Below are 24,118 nucleotides of genomic sequence, written 5' to 3' on the forward strand. Positions count from 1 at the left end.
AACAAGAACAACATTCGACGATGCACTTTGAGGACGACAACAATGATTATTTACGGTGTGGCGCTGCTCGCGATCTGTACGCTGGCAGGGGTGATCATGGGTGACATGCTGGGCGTCCTGCTGGGCGTAAAATCCAACGTCGGCGGGGTCGGGATCGCCATGATCCTGTTGATCTGCGCGCGGCTGTGGATGCAAAAACGCGGTGGCATGACCAGGGATTGCGAAATGGGCGTGGGCTTCTGGGGTGCCATGTACATCCCCGTGGTGGTGGCGATGGCCGCGCAACAGAACGTGGTCACGGCCTTGCATGGCGGTCCGGTGGCGGTGCTGGCGGCGATCGGTTCGGTGGTGGTCTGCGGCTGCACCATTGCCTTGATCAGCCGGACCCATAAAGGTGAACCCTTGCCCGATGAGCCCACGGAAATTACCCCCGTCGGCACACCAGTAGGAGGTCGCTGATATGTGGGATCTCATCGAGAAAGGCCTGGAACATAACGGCCTGGTCACCGCATTCGCCTTCGTCGGCGTGATCATGTGGGTGTCGGTCATCCTCTCCAAACGCCTGACCTTCGGACGCATTCACGGCTCAGCGATTGCCATCGTCATCGGCCTGGTGCTGGCCTGGGTCGGCGGCACCATGACCGGCGGGCAAAAAGGCCTGGCGGACCTGACGCTGTTCTCCGGCATCGGCCTGATGGGCGGCGCAATGCTGCGCGACTTCGCCATTGTCGCCACGGCCTTCGAAGTGCAGGCCACCGAAGCGAAAAAAGCCGGGCTGATCGGCGTGATCGCGCTGCTGTTGGGTACGGTGCTGCCGTTCATTGTCGGCGCATGCATGGCCTGGGTATTCGGTTATCGCGATGCGGTGAGCATGACCACGATTGGCGCGGGCGCGGTGACCTACATCGTCGGGCCGGTGACCGGTGCGGCGATTGGCGCGACCTCGGATGTGATGGCACTGTCGATCGCCACCGGGTTGATCAAGGCGATCCTGGTGATGGTCGGCACGCCGATGGCGGCGCGCTGGATGGGCCTGGATAACCCGCGTTCGGCGATGGTGTTCGGTGGCCTGGCCGGTACGGTAAGCGGTGTGACGGCGGGGCTGGCGGCGACGGATCGACGGCTGGTGCCTTATGGGGCGTTGACGGCGACCTTTCACACCGGGCTTGGGTGCTTGTTGGGGCCTTCGTTGCTGTACTTCATTGTTCGCGGGATTGTTGGCTAACTGATCGTTCCCACGCTCTGCGTGGGAATGCCTCAAGGGACGCTCCGCGTTCCAGCTCTCGAATGGGACGCGGAGCGTCCCGGGCTGCATTCCCACGCAGAGCGTGGGAACGATCACTGGTTGGCGTGGCGATTGGCGTACATCCGGCATTCCGCCAGCAACGCCAGCAGATTCGGATCACGCTCCTTGGCCTTCAAGAACACCACGCCAATGTGCTGCTGCAACCGGTACTTCTCCTGCAGCGCAATCAGCTTCACGCGATTCTCGTACACCGCCGCAATCCGGCCCGGCAGCAACGCATAACCGACCCCCGAACTGACCATGCTCAGCAGGGTGAAGATGTCGTTGACCTGCATCGCCACCTTCGGCTCGAACCCCGCCTGCTCGAAAACCCGTTTACCGTCCTGATGCGTGGCGAAGCCCTGGGTCAGGGTGATGAAGGTTTCATCGCGGACCTCGGCCAGGTCGACGTCGCTTCTGTGTGCAAACTTCGAATCCGCCGGGGTGGCCAGGAAGATATCGTCGGAGAATAACGGCAAGTGCTCCAGATCCGGATCGTTGATGCTGTCGTCCAGGGACACCAGGATCGCATCGACCTCCATGTTCTTGAGCTTGTACAACAGGTCGAAATTGGAGCCGAGGATCAGGTCGATATTGAGCTCGGTGCGGCGGATCTTCAGGCCCATGATCAATTGCGGCACGGTCTTCACCGTCAGCGAATACAGCGAGCCCAGCTTGAAGCGCTCGGCGGAAAACCCGGCGGCTTCGCGGGTCAGGCGCACAGTTTCCACGACATCCTGGATTAGCTTGTGCGCCCGTTCTTCCAGGACGTAGGCGCTTTCCAGCGGCGTGAGGTTGCGCCCCTCGTGCTTGAACAACGGGCAGCGCAGGGCGCTTTCCAGGGAGTGGATGGCCCGATGTACGCTAACGTTACTGGTCTGCAATTCGGCAGCGGCGCGGGCCAGGTTGCCAGTGCGCATGAAGGCCAGGAACACCTCGAGTTTTTTCAGGGTCAACTCTTCATCGATCAACATGGGGTGGACTCTTATTGGAATAACCTGATTGTGCACGTATGTGGGTGTATGTAGGAGCGCACCCTATTGAGCTTTATCGATTTTCGAGGTGGGTAAACGATGTATCACGGGGAAAGATTGAACGCCTGGACGCATCTGGTCGGAGCAGTGGCAGCCTTTGTCGGCGGTGTGTGGCTGATTGTGCTCGCCAGCCTCGACGGAAGTCCGTGGAAAATTGTCAGCATGGCGATCTACGCCTTTACCTTGCTGGTGCTCTACAGCGCATCGACCGTCTACCACAGCGTGCGCGGACGCAAGAAAGCGATCATGAAAAAGGTCGATCATTTTTCGATCTACCTGTTGATCGCCGGCAGCTACACGCCATTCTGCCTGGTGACCCTGCGCGGGCCGTGGGGCTGGACGTTGTTCGGGATCGTCTGGGGGCTGGCGCTGATCGGCATCCTGCAAGAGATCAAGCCGAGATCGGAAGCGCGGATCCTGTCGATCGTGATCTACGCGGTCATGGGCTGGATCGTGCTGGTGGCGGTCAAACCCTTGCTGGCGGCGCTCGGCAGCGCCGGATTTGCGTGGCTGGCGTCGGGCGGGATTTTTTATACCGTGGGGATTATCTTCTTTGCCCTCGACCATCGCCTGCGCCATGCCCACGGGGTCTGGCATCTGTTCGTGATTGCCGGGAGTTTGCTGCACTTCGTGGCGATATTCTTTTACGTCTTGTAGGCGAAACGGCCTTGCAGGTTTCAGGCTCAGCAGAGGCGATCCAATTGCTCCTGGGCTTGGCGGCCGAACACCTGCAACAGGTCATTCAACGTGTGGGGCGGGGGTTCGGCGGCGCGGGTGACTGCGTACAGGGTGATGGGCAGCGGCGGCGCCAGAGGGCGAATCGTTGTGGTGTCGGGAGACGCACCAAGGGCGGTGAACGGATCGATCACCGCTACACCCGCGCCAGATTCCACCATCGCCCGTGCCAGAGAGTAGGTCTGCACGGCGATGCGTACGCGAGGAGGTGGTTCGACGGCTTCCAGATAGCTGTCGAGCCGTGCGGCCAGCGGATCGGCACTGGATAAACCAATCAGGGGCGCATTCGCCAGCGCCATGAGCGGTAACGGCCTGCCTGCCTCTTGCGGCGGCCAGTAACCAATCGGCGCCAGCGCCACCAGCACGCCGCACGCCAGGGCTTGGGCCTTGAGCCCCGGGTGATCCGGGCGTTGCAGGGTCAGGGCGACATCCACTTCGCGCATCAACAGGTTCTGCACCAGTTCGCGACTGTGGGCGCTGGACAACTCGCAGACGATGTCCGGGTAGCGTCCGGTCCATTCGTGAATGGCCGGCGGCAGCAATGACAGGGCCAGTGCCGGGGTCGCGCCGATGCGCAGGCTGTGCCCCGGCTCGCGACGCAGACTCTGGGCCAGGCGTCGTACGCCTTGCAGGCTTTCACTGACCTTGTCCACTTCGCGCTCCAGCTCCAGCGCTTCCGGCGTCGCCTGCAACTTGCCGCGCACCCGCAGGAACAACGGGAAGCCCAATTGCTGCTCGGCGTGCTGCAACACCTTACTCACCGCCGGCTGCGAGACGTGCAGCAACTGTGCGGCCGCGCTGATCGAGCCGGTCTGGCGGATGGCCTGGAAAATTTCGATATGGCGAAGACGCATGACAAGTCCATAACCTTTGTTTATGGGGTTGACATATTTATGCATTGTTCAACGTCTGTCACCTGGCTCTAACCTCGGCCTTGTCTTCACAACGGTTTTAAGGACGGACATGGCTCAGCGAGTGTGCATCATCGGCGGTGGCGTGATTGGCCTGGCTACGGCCTATGCGCTGGTGCGCGACGGCTTTGAGGTCACGGTGGTCGAGGCTCGGGACTCATTGGGCAGCGAAACCAGTTTCGCCAATGGCGGCCAGTTGTCTTATCGCTATGTCGCACCCCTGGCCGACGCCGGTGTGCCATTACAGGCCATCGGCTGGATGTTACGCGGCGATTCACCGCTGAAGCTGCGTCCGCGCTTCGACCTGGCGCAATGGCGCTGGATGGCATCGTTCCTCGGGGCCTGCCGCCACTCGGTCAACCGCGCGAACGCCGCCCACTTGCTGCGCCTGGCGCTCCTGAGCCAGGGCACGTTGAAGTCCTGGCGCGAGGACGATGGACTGGCGGGTTTCCAGTGGCGGCGCAATGGCAAGCTGGTGACGTTCCGCCAGAACAGCAGCTTCGAACATGCGCGCCATGGGCTGGCCGACCCGCAACAACAGCAGGTGTTGTCGGCGGCCGAATGCGCGCAGCTGGAGCCGGCGCTGATGGATGCACCCTTCGTCGGGGCGATCTACACCCCGGACGAAGAGGTCGGCGATTGCCACGGTTTCTGCCAGCAACTGGCCGCCCGGCTGCAAGCGTCCGGTCGTTGCGAGTTTCGTCTCGGTCAAGCAGTGACCGGGATTCGCCATGGACACGGCAGCGTCAACGCCATCGAGTTGGGCGAACACCTGCTGCCGGTTGAGCAACTGGTGATCGCTGCCGGCCACCGCAGTCCGCTGTTGGCGCTGCCCGGGCTGCAACTGCCGCTGTACCCGCTAAAGGGCTACAGCTTGACCGTGCCCATCGGCGTCGGTCACCGGGTGCCGGACGTGAGCATCACCGACTACGATCGCAAGATCGTCTACGCCCGCATCGGCGAGCAATTGCGCGTGGCGGCGATGGTCGACATCGTCGGCTTCGACCCTGCGCTGGACCCCAAGCGCCTGGCACTGATCAAGCGTCAGGCCCAGGACACCTTTCCAAATGCCGGCGCTTATGACCAAGCCGTCGAGTGGGCCGGCATGCGCCCGGCCACCCCCAGCGGCGTACCGTTGCTGGGCGCGACGGCCTATCGCAACCTGTGGCTCAACCTCGGCCACGGTGCGTTGGGGTTCACCCTGGCGTGCGGCAGCGGGCGATTGCTCAGCGAGTTGATCGCTGAGCGTCCACCTTCCATCGACCTGCAGGGGTTCAATCACCGGGCCGCCTGAATAGCCATTTCTGAAGAGGACACTGCAATGAGCATTACCCGACTGCACAGCAACCCGCGCCTGTCAGGCGCCGTGACTTTTGGCGATCTGGTGTTTCTTTCCGGGCAGGTACCGGGCGATGCCCTGGATGCCAGCGGACAGACCCGGGAAGTACTGAGGAAAATCGACGCCTTGCTGGCCGAGGCTGGCAGCGACAAGGATCATCTGCTCAGCGCGACCATTTACCTGAAGAACATCACCGAGGATTTCGCCGCGATGAACGAGGTCTGGTCGGCCTGGTTATCGCCCGGGCAGGCCCCGAGCCGCACCACCGTGCAGGCCGAACTGGCCCGCCCGCAGGTGCTTGTGGAAATCACCGTCATCGCTGCACGCGCCTGATAAACCAACACCCACAACGGAGAATAACAATGCAAAAAATCACGTTGCTCGCTTGCAGCCTCGGCCTGTTGCTAGGCAGTCAGGTACAGGCCAATGAAACGCCGCTGACCGGCACCCTGGGCAAGATCGCCAGCACCAACAGCATTACCCTGGGTTATCGCGATGCGTCGGTGCCGTTTTCCTACGTGGGTGATCACAGCGGCAAGCCGATGGGTTACTCGGTGGATCTGGCGAGCAAGATCGTCGAGCGTATCCAGCAGCAACTGGCGCGGCCTGACCTGAAGGTGAAGTACAACCTGGTAACCTCTCAGACCCGCATTCCATTGGTACAGAATGGCACCGTGGACCTGGAATGCGGTTCCACCGGCGTCACTGCCGAACGGCAGAAACAGGTGGCGTTCTCCTATGGCTTCATCTACGTCAAAGGCCAGTTGCTCACCGCCAAGGACAGCGGCATAAAAGGTTTTGCCGACCTGCGCGGAAAGAACGTGGTGACTACCGCCGGCACCACCAACGAGCGCTTCCTCAAAAGCTACAACGTCGATCACAAGATCGACATGTTCGTGATCAGCGCCAAGGACCACGGGGAAGCCTTCCAGATGCTGCAATCGGGCCGGGCCGCGGCGTTCTACATGGACGACGCGCTGCTCTACGGCGAGCGTGCCAAGGCCAATGACCCGCACAAGTGGGTGGTGGTCGGGGAGGAGCAATCGCGGGAGATCTACAGCTGCATGGTACGCAAGGACGACCCGCAGTTCCTCGCCCTGGTCAACGGCGTGTTGGCGGATCTGTACAGCTCGGGCGAGATCAATGGCATCTACCAGCGCTGGTTCGAGCAGCCGATCCCGCCGAAGGGTTTGAACCTTGAGTTCCCGATGACCAGCGAACTCAAGGCGATCATTGCCAAGCCGGTGAGTGATCCGGTGCAATAAAGTCAAAAGATCGCAGCCTTCGGCAGCTCCTACACGGGATTGCGCTCCAGCCTGTAGGAGCTGCCGCAGGCTGCGATCTTTTTAGAAATCACCCCAGAGCTGCTGGGCAACCGCCAGTGCAACCACCGGCGCGGTCTCGGTGCGCAACACTCGCGGGCCGAGGCGGGCGGCGCGGAAGCCGCTGGCCTTGGCCAGATCGACTTCGGCATCGGACAAACCACCTTCCGGGCCGATCAGAAAGGCCAGGCTTGAAGGCTTGGCATGGCTGACCAATGGCTCGGCCACCGGGTGCAGCACCAGCTTCAGTTCAGCCTCAGTCTGTTTCAACCAGTCGGCCAACAGCACCGGCGGATGAATCACCGGCACCCGTGAGCGCCCGCATTGTTCGCAGGCGCTGATCGCTACCTGGCGCCAGTGCAGCAGGCGTTTGTCGGCGCGTTCGTCCTTGAGTCGCACTTCGCAGCGTTCGCTGAAAATCGGCGTGATTTGCGTGACACCCAATTCAGTCGCTTTCTGGATCGCCCAGTCCATGCGCTCGCCACGGGACAAGCCCTGGCCGAGGTGGATCTGCAACGGCGATTCCACCTGGCCGGCAAACTCCTCATGGATCTGGACTATCACGCTTTTTTTGCCGACTTCAACGAGCGTGCCGCGAAATTCATGGCCGGAACCGTCGAACAGTTGTAACGCATCACCCTCGGCCATGCGCAGCACGCGCCCGATGTAATGGGCCTGGGCTTCGGGCAATTCGTGCTCGCCGGTGCTCAGGGGGGCGTCGATGAAGAAGCGGGACAGTCTCATGCTAAATCTCTGTAGTTGGATCGTTCCCACGCAGAGCGTGGGAACGAGCAGGCGAACGCTAGCCCGGATCGCGGAAACCGGGGTGGAAGTCCTTCGGCACCGCCACGCTGACGCTATCGCGAGTGGCAATGTCGATGCCCTCACTGGCGACCTCGGCGAGGAAGTCGATTTGCTCCGGGGTAATCACATACGGCGGCAGGAAATACACCACGCTGCCCAATGGCCGCAGCAAGGCACCTCGCTCCAGTGCATGCTGGAACACCTTCAGGCCGCGACGCTCCTGCCATGGGTAGGCCTCTTTGCTGGCCTTGTCCTTGACCATCTCGATGGCCAGCACCATGCCGGTCTGGCGCACTTCGCTGACGTTAGGGTGGTCGACCAGATGTGCAGTGGAGGAGGCCATGCGCTGCGCCAGCGCCTTGTTGTTTTCGATGACCTTGTCTTCTTCGAAGATATCCAGCGTCGCCAGGGCCGCCGCGCATGCCAAAGGGTTGCCCGTATAGCTGTGGGAATGCAGGAAGGCGCGCAGGGTCGGGTAATCGTCGTAGAAGGCGCTGTAGACGTCATCGGTGGTCAGGCACGCCGCCAGCGGCAGGTAGCCGCCGGTCAGGGCCTTGGACAGGCAGAGGAAGTCCGGCCGGATACCCGCCTGTTCACAGGCGAACATCGTCCCGGTGCGGCCGAAGCCCACGGCGATTTCGTCGTGGATCAGGTGCACGCCATAGCGGTCGCAGGCTTCACGCAGCAGCTTGAGGTACACCGGATGGTACATGCGCATGCCGCCGGCGCCCTGGATCAGCGGCTCGACGATCACCGCGGCAACGGTGTCATGGTTCTCGGCCAGGGTTTGCTCCATGGCGGCGAACATGTTGCGCGAGTGCTCTTCCCAGCTCATGCCCTCGGGGCGCAGATAGCAATCGGGGCTCGGCACCTTGATGGTGTCGAGCAGGAGCGCCTTGTAGGTTTCGGTGAACAGCGGCACGTCGCCCACCGACATCGCCGCCATCGTTTCGCCGTGGTAGCTGTTGGTCAGGGTAACAAAGCGCTTCTTGTTCGGCAGGCCGCGGTTGAGCCAATAGTGAAAACTCATTTTCAGCGCAACTTCGATGCAGGACGAACCATTATCGGCGTAGAAGCATCGAGTCAGGCCCTCCGGCGTCATCTTCACCAGGCGCTCGGACAACTCGATCACCGGCTGATGGCTGAACCCGGCGAGAATCACGTGTTCCAGTTGATCGACCTGGTCCTTGATGCGCTGGTTGATACGCGGGTTGGCATGGCCAAACACGTTCACCCACCAGGAGCTCACCGCGTCGAGGTAGCGCTTGCCTTCGAAATCCTCCAGCCACACGCCTTCACCGCGCTTGATCGGGATCAGCGGCAGTTGTTCGTGATCTTTCATCTGGGTGCAGGGATGCCACAACACCGCGAGATCGCGTTGCATCCACTGATTATTCAGGCCCATGTTCAGTCTCCTCGAGGCGGTCCGTGTCGTGCGCGGACATACAATCGCGCAAGCCTATGCAATGCGTGCCTCGGGAACAACCCATTGTGTTGTTTGAGCTACTTTGTATAGGACGGTAGACGTTGCTGGCAGGCGTCTGGCGGCTGACGTATCCTTCGCGGTTCTGGAGCCGCCTGGCTCGCAAAAACTGCTATTTTTCCTGTATTTCCGGAGTTCGCTGAATGTCTGTCGGTTGGCTGCGCGCCTGTGCGCTGGTGATGTTGGGGCTGTTCAGCGTGTCTGCGCTGGCCAAGGATAAAACCGCGATCGTGATCGGCGGCGGGGTCTCGGGCCTCACGGCTGCTTACGAGCTGCAGAAAAAAGGCTGGCAGGTCACGCTGCTGGAAGCCAAGCCGAGCCTGGGCGGCCGCTCCGGCATGGCGACCAGTGAGTGGATCGGCAACGACAAGACCCAGCCGGTCTTGAACAAGTACATCTCGACGTTCAAGCTGAGCACCACGCCAGCACCTGAATTCGTGCGCACCCCGGGCTACCTGATCGACGGTGTGTATTACACCGCGGCCGACTTGGCCACCAAGGATCCAACCACTGCCGAAGCGCTCAAGCGCTACGAAAAGACGGTGGACGACCTGGCGCGCTCGATCGAAGACCCGCAAAACCCGTCAGCCAACAACACGCTGCACGCCCTGGACCAGATCAACGTGTCCAACTGGCTCGATCGCCTGAGCCTGCCGGCCACTGCCCGTCAGTTGGTGAACCAGCAGATTCGTACCCGTTATGACGAACCTTCGCGTATCTCGCTGCTGTACTTCGCACAGCAGAGTCGCGTTTATCGTGGCGTTTCCGACCGTGACCTGCGCGCGTCGCGCCTGGTCGGTGGCAGCCCGGTGTTGGCCCAGGCCTTCGTCAAAGAACTGAAAACCATCAAGACCAGCTCCCCGGTCTCGGCCATTACCCAGGACAAGGACGGCGTCACCGTCAAGGTCGGCAGCGTTGGCTACCAGGCTGACTACGTTGTGGTGGCCGTGCCTTTGCGTGCCCTGAACAAGATCCAGATGACCCCGGCACTGGACGCCCAGCACCAGGCCGCGATCAAGGGCACCAACTACGGTTGGCGCGACCAGATCATGTTGAAGTTCAAGACGCCAGTGTGGGAAAGCAAGGCGCGCATGTCCGGTGAGATCTACAGCAACACCGGCCTGGGCATGTTGTGGGTCGAGCCGGCGCTGAAGGGCGGCGCCAACGTGGTGATCAACCTGTCCGGCGACAACTCGCGGGTCATGCAGGCGTTCGGCGACAAGCAGATGGTCGATCAGGTACTGATCCGCCTGCACGCGTTTTACCCACAGGCACGCGGTTCGTTTACCGGTTATGAAATCCGTCGCTACAGCACCGACCCTTCGATGGGCGGCGCTTACCTGGCCTTCGGCCCGGGTCAGATCAGCAAGTTCTGGCGTCTGTGGGAGCGTCCGGTTCAGCGTGTAGCCTTTGCTGGCGAACACACTGACACCCTGTACCCGGGCACCTTGGAAGGCGCATTGCGCACCGGTCAGCGTGCGGCCAGCCAGGTTGAAGACCTGGCGGCGGGCAAGTCGTTTGACCCGGCGAAAGCCGCTCCAGTAGCCGCTGCCGCTGCAGCCGGCGCGGTGGCAGCGAAGAAGGGCAACTTCTTCAGCAACCTGTTCGGCGGCTCGGATGACGAGAAGAAGCCACAGCCGATCAAGACACCAGAACCCGTCGCACCGGCTCCCGCACCAGCCCCGGCGCCGACCCCTGCACCTGCTCCGGTCGAAGCGCCGAAGCCTGCGGCACCGGTGAAAGCCGAGCCTGCGAAGAAAGCACCGGCAAAAGCGCCAGTGAAGAAGACCGAGGCGAAGAAAACGTCGGCCAAGGCACCGGCGAAAAAGGCCGAACCGACCAAGAAGCCAGCGGCGACCACGGTTACCAAGGCCCAGTAACGTTCAGGCGTAAAAAACGCGGCTCATGGGCCGCGTTTTTTTTTGCCAGATCTCGGCGTTGTCTCCCGTCCTACATGCGCCAGCGATATCAGAGACTTCCCACAAGCGAATCAGAAGGGGGTGATGGGTAGAGCTTGATCTTGGGCCCATGCTCTTCAAAAACTGGAGAGCATATGAAAGAACTGACGGTAATCATCATATTGGTAACCCTTTTTGGTTGTGCAAATGCGGAGATATTTCATGAGGGATATCGCCGGGGATACGGGCATGAACTGGCCTATAAATGCGATATGGATCCGTACAATCCTGACTGTCTGCAGCCCCCTTCCGTGTACCACAATTAGGAAGGTCGATATCGCCCCGCTAAGTCTACGTAGCGTTCAAGCACAAAAAAGCGCGGTTCAAGGCCGCGTTTTTTTTTACGCTTGAAAAAATGAGGCAAGAAATCGAATAAACCTTTTGATACAGGTGTTCTCTGGTTTGTATTCACTTCTTTTCACAATTTCGACTTTAATCTTTCCTTAACCCGCGTGATTTAGGCTATTGATCGCATTTCTCGATATTTCAAAGCGAAATTTTCCGCTTTAATCCGATAGATAAATCGATAGTCTTGGGCCAGCACTTACAGGGATCTGGGCAATGCAGCTACGAAATTCTACTTCCCGCTACGGCTGGGTCAGCATTTTCATTCACTGGAGTGTGGCGCTGGCGGTTTTTAGCCTGTTCGCGTTGGGGTTGTGGATGGTCGGGCTCGACTACTACAGCACCTGGCGCAAAGACGCACCGGACCTGCACAAGAGCATCGGCCTGGTGTTGTTGGGTGTGATGGTGTTGCGGGTGGTGTGGCGTTTCATCAGTCCGCCGCCGCCGACCCTGTCCAGCTACAGCCGCATGACGCGCCTGGGCGCCAAGTTCGGCCATGGCTTTCTGTATCTCAGTCTGTTCGCTGTGATGATTGCCGGTTACCTGATTTCCACCGCAGAAGGTGTCGGTATCCCGGTGTTTGGCTTGTTTGAAGTGCCTGCGCTGGTGTCCGGGCTACCGGACCAGGCAGATACCGCCGGTGTGATTCACCTCTGGCTGGCATGGATACTGGTAATTTTTTCCGGCCTCCATGCGTTGGCAGCATTGAAGCACCACTTTATCGACCGTGATGTGACCCTCAAGCGAATGCTGGGTCGCAAAGCCTGAAGTTCAACCTCGACTCCAAAGGAAAACAATGTATGTTGAAAAAGACTCTGGCCGCTCTGGCAATCAGTTCCGCCCTGTTGTCCGCCGGTAGCGTCATGGCCGCTGACTACGTGGTCGACAAGGAAGGCCAGCACGCCTTCGTTGACTTCAAGATCAGCCACCTGGGCTACAGCTTCATCACCGGTACTTTCAAGGACATCGACGGCAAGTTCAGCTTTGACGCTGCCAAGCCTGAAGACAGCAAGATCGAGTTCAACGTAAACACCGCCAGCGTGTTCACCAACAACGCTGAGCGTGACAAGCACATCTCCAGCAAAGACTTCCTGAACGGGAGCAAAGCCACCTTTGTTTCCACCAGCGTCAAGCCAACCGGCAAAAACGCCGCTGGCAAGGACACTGCGGACGTGGCTGGCGACCTGACTATCCTTGGCGTGACCAAGCCAATCGTGGTCAAGGCTACCTTCCTGGGTGAAGGCAAGGATCCATGGGGCGGCTACCGTGCAGGCTTCGAGGGTACCTTCAGCCTCAAGCGTTCCGATTTCGGCAAGCAGAAAGACCTGGGCCCATCGTCCGATGCAGTTGAAATGTACGTGACCTTTGAAGGTGTCAAAGCGAAATAATTTTCGCCGCTGACAAAAACGCCCGCCGCTCTCACGAGCGCGGGCGTTTTTTATTGCCGTACACAAACCCCTGTAGGAGCGAGCCTGCTCGCGAAAAACCCATAGGCGCCACTGGGCATCTGGTTTAACGCGTTATCGTTCACGACCATCGCGAGCAGGCTCGCTCCTACAGGTTTTGTATCGCTCAAAAAAATGCCCCGGATCTTTCGATGCGGGGCATTTTTCATTTCAGCGATAACTCAGCGATTACGAGTCAGCAATGCCGGTTTTTCGCCACGAGGACGGCTTGGCAGTTGATCCAGTTGCTCAGGTGTCGGGAAGCGATCGGCCTTCGACTCCTTGTGCATGATCTTCGGCGCCGGACCACGCGGGTTCTGCACGGCCGGTTCCGAACGCGGTTGATCGTCACGGGCCGGGCGGCGGTTGCGCGAGTCTTCGCGACGGGCCTGGCCATCACGTGGAGCGCCGCTGCGTGGACCGCTGCGCTTGGCTGGCGGGGTGCCGGTGCTGGCGCCATCGCTGTTGCGCGGACCGTTCTGGCGACCGCCCTGCGGCTTGCCGCCACGTGGAGCGCCTGCGGCTGTCCCTTGTGCCGGAGCACCCGGACGACGGCCGCGGCCTTGGGCCGGTTTCTGCTGCGGAACATAGTCGACGCGGTTACCGAAGTTATCGATATCGTCGTCCAGGAACTCGTCCGGCGCACGATCAGCTGCGGCACGCGGCGGCTGGCTTGGCTGACGCTGTTCGCGGGCCGGGGTGCCTTCACGGGGCTTCTGCTGACGGGCTGGACGCTCACCGCGCTCACCCGCCGGTTTTTCCTTGCCCTTGTCCTTGCCTTTGTCCTTGCGACCGCCACCACCACCGCCGCCATTCGGACCATCGCCGCGCGGGCCACGTGGATTGCGCGGGTTGCGCATGTCCGGACGCTCGCGAGCTTCGGGTTTCTCGGCTTCCACGGCGCTGGCATCGAAGCCCATCAGGTCGCCGTCGGCGATTTTCTGCTTGGTCATGCGTTCGATGCTTTTCAGCAGTTTTTCTTCGTCCGGGGCCACCAGCGAGATCGCCTCGCCCGAACGACCGGCACGGCCAGTACGGCCGATGCGGTGCACATAGTCTTCATCGACGTTCGGCAGTTCGAAGTTGACCACGTGTGGCAGCTGGTCGATGTCCAGGCCGCGAGCGGCGATGTCGGTGGCAACCAGGATGCGCACGGTACCGGCCTTGAAGTCGGCCAGGGCTTTGGTGCGCGCGTTCTGGCTCTTGTTGCCGTGGATCGCGACGGCGCTCAGGCCGTGTTTGTCCAGGTACTCGGCCAGGCGGTTGGCGCCGTGCTTGGTGCGGGTGAATACCAGCACCTGTTCCCAGGCGCCAGCGGTGATCAGGTGCGCCAGCAACGCACGCTTGTGGCTGGCCGGCAGGCGGAATACGCGCTGTTCAATGCGCTCGACCGTGGTGTTCGGCGGCGTGACTTCGATGCGTTCCGGGTTGTGCAGCAGCTTGCCGGCGAGGTCGGTGATGTCCTTGGAGAACGTCGCCGAGAACAGCAGGTTCTGACGCTTGGCCGGCAAACGGGCGAGGACTTTCTTCACGTCATGGACGAAGCCCATGTCGAGCATGCGGTCGGCTTCGTCCAGTACGAGGATTTCCACGTGGGACAGGTCAACGCTGCCTTGGCCGGCCAGGTCGAGCAGGCGGCCAGGGCAGGCCACCAGCACGTCTACGCCACGGGACATGGCCTGGACCTGCGGGTTCATGCCGACGCCACCGAAAATGCAGGCACTGACGAACTTCAGGTCACGGGCATAGACCTTGAAGCTTTCGTGCACTTGCGCCGCGAGTTCGCGAGTAGGGGTCAGGACCAGTACGCGCGGTTGGCGCGGGCCGTGACGCTGGGATTTGTCCGGGTGACCGTTGGGGAACAACCGCTCCAGGATCGGAAGGGCGAAACCGCCGGTTTTACCAGTACCTGTCTGTGCCGCGACCATCATGTCGCGACCTTGCAACACGGCGGGAATGGCCCGCTGTTGCACCGGAGTAGGCTCGGTATAGCCCGCTGCCTCGATGGCGCGGACTAAAGCCTCGGAGAGACCGAGGGAAGCAAAGGACATGAGTAATCCTGTTTTAAGTTAGGGCTTGGCCCAATGGGAGTCTTGCCTGGCGCGAATGGCGTTTATGAGGAACGCAATCCCGTCCGGTCCTGCTTCGGTCACGAAGGCTCGTCTGGAGCGCTCGCGCGGGCTGAAAAGCTGCGCTGTAGCGGGTTCGAGATGCCTTGAACGGTTCCGAGCGTCCGGGCGTGAGCCTGGCGGGAAGGCCGGAGTATAACAGAGCAATCACTGCGCGCCGCTTTCCTGCTGCTCAACGGTTTTTTCCGTGTTGGCCGTGGTCCGCCCGACGTTGATTGTAGCGGCCGGTGCGGCGCCATATCGGGCGCTGAGCTCGGCGTACGCGGGTTCGCGCTTGAAACGTTTGAGCTCGGCGCCGAAACGCTGCACCAGCAAGTCCATGCCGGCATTGCGGCGCACCGCCAGAAACTGGCTCTGTTGACTGATGACAGTGGGGTTTTCGGTAATTATGTTGCGGATATTCAGTTCGTCGAGCAAATGCTGGCCCACCCTGCGGTCGGTGATCAGCAGGTCGATCCGCCCACGCACCAGTTTGCCGAAGTTCGCTTCGTGGCTCGGCGCAGGTTCCCGGGTGAACAGGGTCGAGTCCCTGAAATCCTCGCTGTACAGGTAGCCAGGAGAGATGCCGATGGTCAGGCCGCGCAGTTCGTCGAGGGTGCGAAACGGATGGGGCCTGGCGTTGGCGTAGAACATCACGAACTGGACTTCCGAGAGCGGTTCGCTGGGGTAGAGCAGGGTCGCATCGCGTTCATCGCTATGGAAAATGTCCAGCGCGCCATCGGCCTGACCTGTTTCCAGCATCGAAAGGCAGCGTTTCCATGGCAGGAATTGCCATTCCACTTCGATGCCCAGGCGCTTGAAGACGATGGCGGTGGTTTCGTAGTCCAGCCCCAGGGCCTTGCCGTTCTCCTCGTACACGTATGGTGCCCAGGGTTCGGTGACAATGCGCAGCTTCTCGCCCCTAGCGGCAAAGCTAAGGCAAGTGAAAACAAGCAGGGCGACGAACTGCGTGATCAAAGGCATGGGCTTGAGATTACGACGAGAAACGCGAAAGAGCCAGAAACTGGCAGCAGATGCTCTAACTCCGCGTGTTGCATCACAGTAAACGTGCGTTGAATGCAAAAGATCGCAGCCTTCGGCAGCTCCTACATTGGAATGTGTATTCCCTGTAGGCACTGCCGCAGGCTGCGATCTTTTGATCTTGCTGTGTTTAACGCGGCAACTTCAGGTTGTTCCAAACCGCCAGGCTCGCTTCAGCCTGGTTCAGTGTATAGAAGTGCAGCCCTGGCGCGCCGCCCTGCAGCAGGCGTTCGCACATCTCGGTAATGACTTGCTCGCCGAAGCGTTGAATGCTTTGGGTATCGTCACCGTAGGCTTCCAGTTGCTTGCGGATCCAGCGCGGGATTTCCGCACCGCAGGCATCGGAGAAGCGTGCCAGCTTGCTGTAGTTGGTGATCGGCATGATCCCCGGCACGATCGGAATGTTCACACCCTTGGCCCGCACGCGCTCGACGAAGTAGAAGTAGCTGTCGGCGTTGAAGAAATACTGGGTGATCGCACTGTCGGCGCCAGCGTTGGCCTTGCGCACGAAGTTGTTGAGGTCGTCTTCGAAATTGCGTGCCTGAGGATGCATCTCCGGGTAGGCGGCAACTTCGATGTGGAAATGATCGCCAGTCTCTTCACGGATGAATTCGACCAGGTCGTTGGCGTGGCGCATTTCACCGCTGGCCATGCCCATGCCTGAAGGCAGGTCACCGCGCAAGGCGACGATGCGCTGGATGCCGGCGGCCTTGTACTGGCTCAGCAGGCCGCGCAGGTCAGCCTTGCTGTCGCCGACGCACGACAAGTGCGGTGCGGCCGGAACTTTGACTTCGCTCTCGAGCTGCAACACGGTGTTGAGCGTGCGATCACGGGTCGAACCACCTGCACCGTAGGTGCAGGAGAAGAAATCGGGGTTGTACGTGGCCAACTGGCGGGCAGTGGCAAGCAGCTTTTCATGCCCAGCATCGGTCTTGGTAGGGAAGAACTCGAAGCTGTAGCGACGATCTTGGGACATGGTCATATCCTTGGAAACACGTAAGCCTGGAAGACATGCACATCCCCATGTGGGAGCGGGCTTGCTCGCGAAAGCGGTGCGTCAGACAACATTAATGTCGAATGATAAACCGCCTTCGCGAGCAAGCCCGCTCCCACAAGGGAGAGCAGGCTGCAGAACCGATCAGTAGCGGTAAGCGTGCGGCTTGAACGGACCTTCGACCGTCACGCCGATGTAGTCGGCCTGGGTCTTGGTCAGTTGAGTCACGACGCCGCCGAAACCGCGGACCATTTCCAGGGCCACTTCTTCGTCGAGTTTCTTCGGCAGTACTTCAACGGTCAGGCGCTCGGCTTTCTGGGCTGGCGACAGGTCGGCGTATTTCTGGCCGAACAGGAAGATCTGCGCCAGTACCTGGTTGGCGAACGAACCGTCCATGATGCGGCTCGGGTGGCCAGTGGCGTTGCCCAGGTTAACCAGGCGGCCTTCAGCCAGCAGGATCAGGTAGTCGTCGTTCTGCGGATCGAAGCTGCCAGCGCCGGTACGGTGGATCTTGTGAACCTGCGGCTTCACTTCTTCCCATGCCCAGTTCTTGCGCATGAAAGCGGTGTCGATTTCGTTGTCGAAGTGGCCGATGTTGCAGACAACAGCGCGCTTCTTCAGGGCCTTGAGCATGTTCGCATCGCAAACATTGACGTTACCGGTGGTGGTCACGATCAGGTCGATCTTGCCCAGCAGCGCTTTGTCGATGCTTTCTTCGGTGCCGGTGTTGATACCGTCGATGAACGGCGAAACCAGTTCGAAACCGTCCATGCAGGCTTGCATGGCGCAGATCGGGTCGACTTCGGAAACCTTGACGATCATGCCTTCCTGACGCAGGGACTGGGCCGAGCCCTTGCCCACGTCACCGTAGCCGATGACCAGCGCTTGCTTGCCGGACAGCAGGTGGTCGGTACCGCGCTTGATCGCATCGTTCAGGCTGTGACGGCAGCCGTACTTGTTGTCGTTCTTGCTCTTGGTCACCGAGTCATTGACGTTGATGGCCGGGATTTTCAGCTCGCCCTTGGCCAGCATGTCCAGCAGGCGGTGCACGCCGGTGGTGGTCTCTTCGGTCACGCCGTGAACGCGATCCAGTACCTGTGGGTACTTCTTGTGCAGCAGTTCGGTCAGGTCGCCGCCGTCGTCGAGGATCATGTTGGCGTCCCATGGCTGGCCATCCTTGAGGATGGTTTGCTCCAGGCACCACTCGTACTCTTGCTCGGTTTCACCTTTCCAGGCGAAAACCGGAATGCCGGCAGCGGCGATGGACGCAGCAGCCTGGTCTTGAGTCGAGAAAATGTTGCAGGACGACCAGCGTACTTCGGCACCCAGGGCAACCAGGGTTTCGATCAGCACGGCGGTCTGAATGGTCATGTGGATGCAGCCGAGGATCTTCGCACCCTTGAGCGGTTGCTCTTCGGAGTACTTGCGGCGCAGACCCATCAGGGCTGGCATTTCCGATTCGGCGATGATGGTTTCGCGACGGCCCCAGGCAGCCAGGGACATGTCGGCGACTTTGTAATCGTTAAAATCTGCAGGCGTGATAACAGCGCTCATGAAGAGTCTCCATTCGTAATGTATGCGAATGGGCGCCGTTGTGCGTTTAGTGTCTGGCCGTTGATGGCCAAGCAACGCCCCATCCGAGCCTGACAGGTCTAGCCTGCTGCAGCGCCCCTCGGACAGGTGGCGGGAAAACGGTAGCAAGTGAAGATTACCGTTTTGAAACGGGGGCGATTATAGCGGGCTATGCTGATCTTCCAAAGGGTTTCTGTCGGTCAATGTGCGAACGGTAATACTGGCTATAGAAGATCCCGAATAGAGCTCTGGCCCGGGGTCTGCCAATATACCGTCCATCATTCGGCAAGGCGCTCAGGAGTGCATATGAATTTCCACACCCGCAAATGGGTCAAGCCCGAAGACCTCAACCCCAATGGGACACTGTTTGGCGGCAGCCTGCTGCGTTGGCTCGACGAAGAAGCGGCGATCTATGCCATCGTCCAGCTGGGCAATCAACGCGTGGTCACCAAATACATTTCCGAGATCAACTTCGTCAGCGCCTCGCGCCAGGGCGACATCATCGAGCTGGGTATCACCGCCACTGAATTTGGTCGCACCTCGATCACCCTCACGTGCGAAGTGCGTAACAAGATCACCCGCAAGAGCATCCTGACGGTGGAGAAGATTGTTTTCGTCAATTTGGGCGAAGACGGATTGCCTGCGCCACACGGGCGGACCGAGATCAAGTACGTCAAGGACCAGTTCAAGGATGAAGGCGCCGTCGAATAATTTGTGGATGACGAACGGAATCTGAACCGCGCGGGTCGTAACTACATCGCACGCCAGCGGTTCAGGAGTTCCATGGACACTAAAAAAGACGGCAAGACCCCCGACCTTTCGGAAAAAGAGCAGCACGAAGTCGAAAAGAACCAACCGCCACGCGCGGCGGTGCTGCACGAAATTATCCGCACCCAGGGCGATCAGGAACTGGAGCGCAGCGTTGCTGCGCTGTGGTGGTCGGCGTTGGCTGCCGGCCTGACCATGGGCCTGTCGTTGATGGGCATGGGCTTGCTCAACTCCCGACTGCCGGACGGCGAAGGTTTCAAGGTGATAGCCAGTTTCGGCTACTGCGCCGGTTTCCTCGCGGTGATTCTTGCCCGCCAGCAACTCTTCACCGAAAACACCCTGACCGCCGTGCTGCCGATCATGAGCAAGCCCACGCTCGGCAATTTCGGCCGATTGCTGCGATTGTGGGGGGTGGTGCTGGTGGGCAACCTCTGCGGCACCTTGCTGGTGGCTTACGTCATGCTTGAGCTGCCGATTTTCGACAGCAAGACCGACGAGGCCTTCCTCGATATCGGCCGCAAGGTCATGGAAAACGATGCCAGTCAGATGTTCGCCAAGGGCATCGTTTCGGGCTGGATGATCGCCACCATGGTCTGGATGATCCCGTCGATGGAGAGCGCCAAGATGTGGATCATCATCCTCATCACCTATCTCATGGCGCTGGGGGATTTCACGCACATCGTGGTCGGTTCGCTGGAGGTCGGTTATCTGGTGTTCGCTGGCGAGCTGCCATGGAAAGATTTCTGGCTGGTGTTCGCAGGTCCCACGCTGGTGGGGAACATTGTTGGTGGTAGCTTCATCTTTGCATTGATCAGCCATGCGCAGATTCGCAGCGAGAGCGGGCCACCCAAAAGCGCGGCGGAGCAGGCTGCAAAACCTGATCCGCAAGCGCAAAAAAAATAATCAACCCGGCACATTTACCGCAGCGGCACTGCGCCGTTGCAGGTAGATGAAATACAGCGCGGCCAACACCGTCAAGCCACTGACCATGGCGCCGGTCCACGGCAGGTCCGCAAGATCTGCACCGCTGGCGACTACCAGCCCACCGATCCAGGCACCTGCTGCGTTACCGAGGTTGAATGCACTCTGGTTCAGCGTCGAGCCCAGGTTGGGCGCTTCATGGGCTTGATCGATGATCAGCAGTTGCAGGATCGGGCATAGGGCAAAGGCGAAAAGGCCCCACAACACCAGGGTGATTGCCGCGGGAATTACCGAATGGCTGGTCTGGCTGAACGCGGCCAAGACCACCACCACGGCCAGCGCCATGCCGACCAGTGAAGGCAACAGGCGGCTGTCGGCCAATCGCCCGCCGAGCATGCTGCCCGCCGTCAAGCCTACGCCGAACAACAACAGCATGATGGTCACGCCATGGGGGCTGACACCGGTGATGTCCTGCAGGATAGGTGCGATGTAGGTGAATACGCTGAACAGGCTGGTCGAGGCCAATACGCTCATGCCCAATGCCAGCAGCACGTTGGTCTTGCCCAGCACTTTGAACTCGCTTGCCAGATTGGCTTTTTCCATCACGATGTTCTTAGGCAGCCAGACCCATTGCGCAATCGCCGCGATCACGCCGATCACCGACACCGCCCAGAACGTCGAGCGCCAGCCGGCGTACTGCCCCAGCGCGGTGCCCAGCGGCACTCCAAGCACGTTGGCCAGGGTCAGGCCGGTGAACATCATGGCAATCGCCTGGGCGCGTTTGTTCGGCGCCACCAGGCCGGCGGCAACCACCGAGCCGATGCCGAAGAACGCGCCGTGGCACAGCGCAGTCACCACGCGCGCGGCCATCAGCGTGGCGTAGTTCGGCGCCAGTGCGCAAAGCATGTTGCCCAGGATGAACATCAGCGTCATGCCCAGCAGTGTCGCTTTGCGCGGCATGTTGGCGGTGCCGACCGCGAGGATTGGTGCGCCGAACACCACGCCCAGGGCGTAGCCGGTAATCAGCAATCCGGCGTGGGGAATGCTGACCGCGAGGTCGCGGGCAACATCGGGCAGCAAGCCCATAATGACGAATTCAGTGGTGCCGATGCCGAACGCGGCAACAGCAAGGGCAAGCAAGGCGAGTGGCATGCGCAAGGTCTCTGTCGGTAGTCTTGACGCTGTGATCAGGCATACGCATGCCAGGACCGATCTCGATGAGAGCGGGCAAGGGCATTGTTATTGGAATTAGTCTGTGCGCAACTGAGTGCGGCGTGGTCGGTTGCAGTATAAACAGCTGCTGACATATGGCGAATCAATTCTCTCCCCAGCCCTTGTAGGAGCCGGCTTGCTGGCGATGGCAATCACAGGAACGCCATCGCCAGCAAGCCGGCTCCTACAAGGGGGGGGCGGTCAACAAAAAAGGAGTAGGCCGTGCTTGCGACGGCGTTAGTGTTGGTGGCGGCGCTGTTGCATGCGGCGTGGAATACCCTGATCAAGTTCAGCGCCGAGCGTTTGCTGGTAGTGGCCTGCATGGACAGCGTGGCAATGCTCTTCGTCGCGCTTATGTTGCCGTTCGTGGCGCTGCCGCCATTGGACATCTGGCCGTGGATTCTCGCCTCGGCAGCCTTCGAGTTGCTCTACCGTTATTTGCTGATCCAGGCTTATCGGGTCGGCGACCTCGGGCTGGTCTATCCGCTGATGCGGGGGTTGTCGCCGCTGGTGGTGCTCGCGCTGACCCTGGTTTTTGCCGGGGAAGTGCTGACCCACCAGCAGATCTTCGGAATTCTGTTGATCCCGCTTGGCATGCTGTGCCTGCTCTGGCAGGGGGGAGGCGGCGCTCGCTTGCCGTGGTCGATGCTGCCTGTGGTCGCGCTGATCGGCTTGTGCATCGGTTGCTACACCTTCATCGATGGCCAGGCCTTGCGGCGCTGGTCGCATCCACTGGATTACCTGGTCTGGGTGACATTGCTCAGTGCCTGGCCGTTTCCGTTGCTGGCCTGGGTGAGCAAGCGGCCGGCGTTCAAGCTGTTCTGGCGTGAGCAATGGCGATTGGGCCTGGCGGTCGGATTCTGCGTGTTGTTCAGCTACGCTCTGGTGCTGTGGGCCATGCAGCTGGGCTCCATTGCCGAAGCGGCGGCCTTGCGCGAGATCAGCGTGATCCTGGTGGTGCTGTTCGGCATGCGTTACCTGAAAGAACCTTTCGGCGGGCCAAGGCTACTGGCCTGCGGGCTGGTTCTGGTTGGCATGCTGGTAATGAAATTTTGACGGGTCTAAACGTGAGAAAGGGACTGCTTCATGAATGTTGCTCTGTGGTGCATTTTAATTGCGATCATCCTGCCGTATGTGTGTACGGCGGTTGCCAAGATCAGCGGTGGATACGGTTTGAGACACAATCACGATCCCCGGGGATTTCTTGATTCCCTGGAGGGCTTGGGCAAGAGGGCACATGCCGCGCAACTGAACAGCTTCGAAGTGGCCCCGGCGTTCGCGGCGGCAGTGCTCGTGGCGCACCTGGTCGGCAATGCGGAGCTCGTGACCCTCAATGTGCTGGCGGTGTTGTTCATCACCAGTCGCCTTCTCTTCATCATTTTCTATCTGGCGGACTGGGCGACCTTGCGGTCGTTGGTGTGGTTTGTGGGGATGGGGCTGATCGTCAGTTTCTTTGTCGTGTCGGTTTAAGGGCAAGATCAAAAGATCGCAGCCTCGTTTCACTCGACAGCTCCTACAGGCATTGAGAGCATCCGCGATAATGCGGCGGATGAGGTCAATGTAGGCGCTGTCGCAGGCTGCGATCTTTTGACTTTAAAGCTTGTCGGCGATTTGCGGCACTTGCGGCAGCGCCGCGCCTTTGGGCCAAAGCATCCAGATCTGCCCCTGCTGCTTCATGTCGCCAGCCAGTTGCCCGGCCGCCTCGCCAGTACCCCAGAACAGATCCGCACGAACCTCGCCGGCAATGGCGCCGCCGGTGTCCTGGGCTGCCACCGGGCGTACCAGTGCAGTGCCATCCGGTTTTGTGGTGGATAACCACAACAGGCTACCCAGCGGAATCACTTTGCGATCCACCGCCGCGCTATAACCGGCCGTCAACGGCACGTTCAGCGAGCCGCGCGGGCCTTCGTTGCTGTCCGGGTTCTGGGTGAAAAACACGTAGCTTGGGTTGCTGCCGAGCAGTTCTGGAATACGCGCTGGGTTGGCCTTGGCCCAGTTGCTGATTGCACCCATGGTCACGTCTTCTTTCTTCAGCTCGCCTTGCTCCACCAACCAGCGTCCGATCGGTCGATAAGGGTGGCCGTTCTGGTCGGCGTAAGCGATTCGCAGCTGACGACCGCTGTCGAGCTGGATACGACCCGATCCCTGGATTTGCAGGAACTGCAGGTTCATCGGATCGGTCAACCAGGCCACGACGGGAGCCTTGACCCCCTTGCTGCCGATGGTCGCTGCATCGTCGTAAGGCTTGAGCACGCGGCCTTCAAGTCGGCCGCGCAGGCGTTTGCCCTTGAGTTCCGGGTAGATGCTGTCCAGCGAGACGATGATCATATCTTCAGGCACGCCATACACCGGGACGTTCGCCTTTGCGGTTTGGGTCAGGCTGCCGGGGTAGACCGGTTCGTAGTAGCCAGTGATCAAACCGTTGGGATTGTCGTTGGCGGCGCGCAGGCCGTAGACATCCAGGTTCTGCTTGAGAAAACCACGGATGTCGCTGGCACTCTGCGGCACGTTGGTCGCCGCTGCGCAGGTGGCGCCCCAGACCGGGTCAGCCTTGAGTCGGGTGCAGGCGCTGCGCCAGGAGCCGAAACCGGCAACGAGGTCATTGTCGGAGACTGCTGGCAACGCTTCCCAAGTGGCGCTGGAGTAGGTGGCCAGGGCGTGGGTCTTCGGTTGTTTGTCTTCGCCACCGGTGCAGCCAGCGAGCACGGCCACAATCGGAAGCGTCCAGGCCAGGGGGTGACACCAGGCCTTGAAACGGCTGTTCATGGAATATTTCCTTTGCCGGTTGCCTGAGCGTCGTGTGCACTCATGCAACCCGTATTGATAATAGGGGTATTGGTG

The 24,118-nt window shown here is 60.4% G+C and carries 23 protein-coding genes and 1 riboswitch; of the genes, 13 read left to right on the forward strand and 10 right to left on the reverse strand.

Going from position 1 to position 24,118, the window contains the following annotated elements; genetic code table 11:
* Positions 1 to 42: 42 nt before the first annotated feature.
* Together madL and madM are read left to right on the forward strand one after the other, a co-directional pair.
* Positions 43 to 459 carry a malonate transporter subunit MadL gene (gene madL, locus PSUM_RS18865; RefSeq protein WP_020797400.1) on the forward strand — a complete coding sequence of 139 codons (417 nt, stop codon included), beginning with the start codon at positions 43 to 45 and terminating at the stop codon, positions 457 to 459.
* Position 460: 1 nt separating this feature from the next.
* Positions 461 to 1,225 (forward strand): malonate transporter subunit MadM, encoded by a 765-nt coding sequence (gene madM, locus PSUM_RS18870; RefSeq protein WP_020797401.1) that lies wholly within the window; start codon positions 461 to 463, stop codon positions 1,223 to 1,225.
* Positions 1,226 to 1,338: 113 nt separating this feature from the next.
* On the opposite strand, the gene PSUM_RS18875 is transcribed toward madM, so the two are convergent.
* Positions 1,339 to 2,259: a LysR family transcriptional regulator gene (locus tag PSUM_RS18875; protein WP_033043068.1), complete on the reverse strand. Its 921-nt coding sequence runs from the start codon at positions 2,257 to 2,259 to the stop codon at positions 1,339 to 1,341.
* A gap of 99 nt (positions 2,260 to 2,358) precedes the next feature.
* Here PSUM_RS18875 and trhA point away from each other — a divergent pair, with 99 nt between their 5' ends.
* Positions 2,359 to 2,976 (forward strand): PAQR family membrane homeostasis protein TrhA, encoded by a 618-nt coding sequence (gene trhA, locus PSUM_RS18880; RefSeq protein WP_033043069.1) that lies wholly within the window; start codon positions 2,359 to 2,361, stop codon positions 2,974 to 2,976.
* Between the two features lie 26 nt (positions 2,977 to 3,002).
* On the opposite strand, the gene PSUM_RS18885 is transcribed toward trhA, so the two are convergent.
* A complete protein-coding gene (locus PSUM_RS18885) occupies positions 3,003 to 3,908 on the reverse strand; it encodes a LysR family transcriptional regulator (protein WP_020797405.1) in 906 nt (301 codons plus the stop codon).
* A gap of 109 nt (positions 3,909 to 4,017) precedes the next feature.
* On the opposite strand from PSUM_RS18885, the gene PSUM_RS18890 reads away from it, so the two are divergent.
* Genes PSUM_RS18890 through PSUM_RS18900 form a run of 3 tightly spaced genes read left to right on the forward strand, consistent with a single transcriptional unit; the run spans position 4,018 to position 6,569 of the window.
* Positions 4,018 to 5,259, forward strand: coding sequence for a D-amino acid dehydrogenase (locus tag PSUM_RS18890; protein WP_033043071.1), 1,242 nt, complete (start codon positions 4,018 to 4,020; stop codon positions 5,257 to 5,259).
* A 27-nt stretch (positions 5,260 to 5,286) separates the two neighbouring features.
* Positions 5,287 to 5,637 carry a RidA family protein gene (locus PSUM_RS18895; RefSeq protein ID WP_020797407.1) on the forward strand — a complete coding sequence of 117 codons (351 nt, stop codon included), beginning with the start codon at positions 5,287 to 5,289 and terminating at the stop codon, positions 5,635 to 5,637.
* A 29-nt stretch (positions 5,638 to 5,666) separates the two neighbouring features.
* On the forward strand, positions 5,667 to 6,569 hold the full coding sequence (locus tag PSUM_RS18900; RefSeq protein ID WP_020797408.1) for a transporter substrate-binding domain-containing protein: 903 nt from the start codon (positions 5,667 to 5,669) through the stop codon (positions 6,567 to 6,569).
* Positions 6,570 to 6,650: 81 nt separating this feature from the next.
* Here PSUM_RS18900 and PSUM_RS18905 read toward each other — a convergent pair whose 3' ends face one another.
* Positions 6,651 to 7,370, reverse strand: coding sequence for a 16S rRNA (uracil(1498)-N(3))-methyltransferase (locus PSUM_RS18905; protein ID WP_083349850.1), 720 nt, complete (start codon positions 7,368 to 7,370; stop codon positions 6,651 to 6,653).
* Between the two features lie 58 nt (positions 7,371 to 7,428).
* Complete coding sequence (locus tag PSUM_RS18910) at positions 7,429 to 8,835, reverse strand: adenosylmethionine--8-amino-7-oxononanoate transaminase (protein WP_020797410.1); 1,407 nt, start codon at positions 8,833 to 8,835, stop codon at positions 7,429 to 7,431.
* Between the two features lie 221 nt (positions 8,836 to 9,056).
* On the opposite strand from PSUM_RS18910, the gene PSUM_RS18915 reads away from it, so the two are divergent.
* From PSUM_RS18915 to PSUM_RS18925, 3 genes are all read left to right on the forward strand, one after another.
* Complete coding sequence (locus PSUM_RS18915; protein WP_033044531.1) at positions 9,057 to 10,793, forward strand: flavin monoamine oxidase family protein; 1,737 nt, start codon at positions 9,057 to 9,059, stop codon at positions 10,791 to 10,793.
* Positions 10,794 to 11,432: 639 nt separating this feature from the next.
* Positions 11,433 to 11,984 (forward strand): cytochrome b, encoded by a 552-nt coding sequence (locus PSUM_RS18920; protein ID WP_020797412.1) that lies wholly within the window; start codon positions 11,433 to 11,435, stop codon positions 11,982 to 11,984.
* 32 nt (positions 11,985 to 12,016) lie between these two features.
* The gene (locus tag PSUM_RS18925) at positions 12,017 to 12,604 is read left to right on the forward strand and encodes a YceI family protein (RefSeq protein ID WP_008057034.1); all 588 of its coding nucleotides are present in this window, start codon (positions 12,017 to 12,019) and stop codon (positions 12,602 to 12,604) included.
* 239 nt (positions 12,605 to 12,843) lie between these two features.
* Here PSUM_RS18925 and rhlE2 read toward each other — a convergent pair whose 3' ends face one another.
* The 4 genes from rhlE2 to ahcY form a co-directional block, all read right to left on the reverse strand.
* A complete protein-coding gene (gene rhlE2 / locus PSUM_RS18930) occupies positions 12,844 to 14,712 on the reverse strand; it encodes an RNA helicase RhlE2 (protein ID WP_083349849.1) in 1,869 nt (622 codons plus the stop codon).
* 225 nt (positions 14,713 to 14,937) lie between these two features.
* A complete protein-coding gene (locus PSUM_RS18935; RefSeq protein WP_020797415.1) occupies positions 14,938 to 15,753 on the reverse strand; it encodes a substrate-binding periplasmic protein in 816 nt (271 codons plus the stop codon).
* Between the two features lie 187 nt (positions 15,754 to 15,940).
* On the reverse strand, positions 15,941 to 16,786 hold the full coding sequence (metF, locus tag PSUM_RS18940; RefSeq protein ID WP_020797416.1) for a methylenetetrahydrofolate reductase [NAD(P)H]: 846 nt from the start codon (positions 16,784 to 16,786) through the stop codon (positions 15,941 to 15,943).
* 162 nt (positions 16,787 to 16,948) lie between these two features.
* Positions 16,949 to 18,358 carry an adenosylhomocysteinase gene (gene ahcY, locus PSUM_RS18945; protein ID WP_020797417.1) on the reverse strand — a complete coding sequence of 470 codons (1,410 nt, stop codon included), beginning with the start codon at positions 18,356 to 18,358 and terminating at the stop codon, positions 16,949 to 16,951.
* Positions 18,359 to 18,381: 23 nt separating this feature from the next.
* Positions 18,382 to 18,484: riboswitch (S-adenosyl-L-homocysteine riboswitch) on the reverse strand.
* A gap of 198 nt (positions 18,485 to 18,682) precedes the next feature.
* Between ahcY and PSUM_RS18950 the strand changes: the two genes are divergently transcribed.
* Together PSUM_RS18950 and PSUM_RS18955 are read left to right on the forward strand one after the other, a co-directional pair.
* Positions 18,683 to 19,087, forward strand: coding sequence for an acyl-CoA thioesterase (locus PSUM_RS18950; RefSeq protein ID WP_020797418.1), 405 nt, complete (start codon positions 18,683 to 18,685; stop codon positions 19,085 to 19,087).
* Positions 19,088 to 19,159: 72 nt separating this feature from the next.
* Positions 19,160 to 20,047 (forward strand): formate/nitrite transporter family protein, encoded by an 888-nt coding sequence (locus PSUM_RS18955; protein ID WP_020797419.1) that lies wholly within the window; start codon positions 19,160 to 19,162, stop codon positions 20,045 to 20,047.
* Here PSUM_RS18955 and PSUM_RS18960 read toward each other — a convergent pair whose 3' ends face one another.
* Positions 20,048 to 21,217, reverse strand: coding sequence for an MFS transporter (locus PSUM_RS18960; RefSeq protein ID WP_020797420.1), 1,170 nt, complete (start codon positions 21,215 to 21,217; stop codon positions 20,048 to 20,050).
* A gap of 282 nt (positions 21,218 to 21,499) precedes the next feature.
* Between PSUM_RS18960 and PSUM_RS18965 the strand changes: the two genes are divergently transcribed.
* Both PSUM_RS18965 and PSUM_RS18970 read left to right on the forward strand, forming a co-directional pair.
* Entirely contained in the window at positions 21,500 to 22,333 is an 834-nt protein-coding gene (locus PSUM_RS18965) for an EamA family transporter (protein ID WP_020800891.1), read from the forward strand.
* A gap of 30 nt (positions 22,334 to 22,363) precedes the next feature.
* Positions 22,364 to 22,747, forward strand: a complete 384-nt coding sequence (locus PSUM_RS18970) for an MAPEG family protein (RefSeq protein WP_020800890.1) — start codon at positions 22,364 to 22,366, stop codon at positions 22,745 to 22,747.
* Positions 22,748 to 22,870: 123 nt separating this feature from the next.
* On the opposite strand, the gene mltA is transcribed toward PSUM_RS18970, so the two are convergent.
* Positions 22,871 to 24,043 (reverse strand): murein transglycosylase A, encoded by a 1,173-nt coding sequence (gene mltA / locus PSUM_RS18975; RefSeq protein ID WP_033045626.1) that lies wholly within the window; start codon positions 24,041 to 24,043, stop codon positions 22,871 to 22,873.
* Between the last annotated feature and the right edge of the window lie 75 nt (positions 24,044 to 24,118).

Source organism: Pseudomonas umsongensis, from assembly GCF_002236105.1.
Lineage (GTDB): Bacteria > Pseudomonadota > Gammaproteobacteria > Pseudomonadales > Pseudomonadaceae > Aquipseudomonas > Aquipseudomonas umsongensis.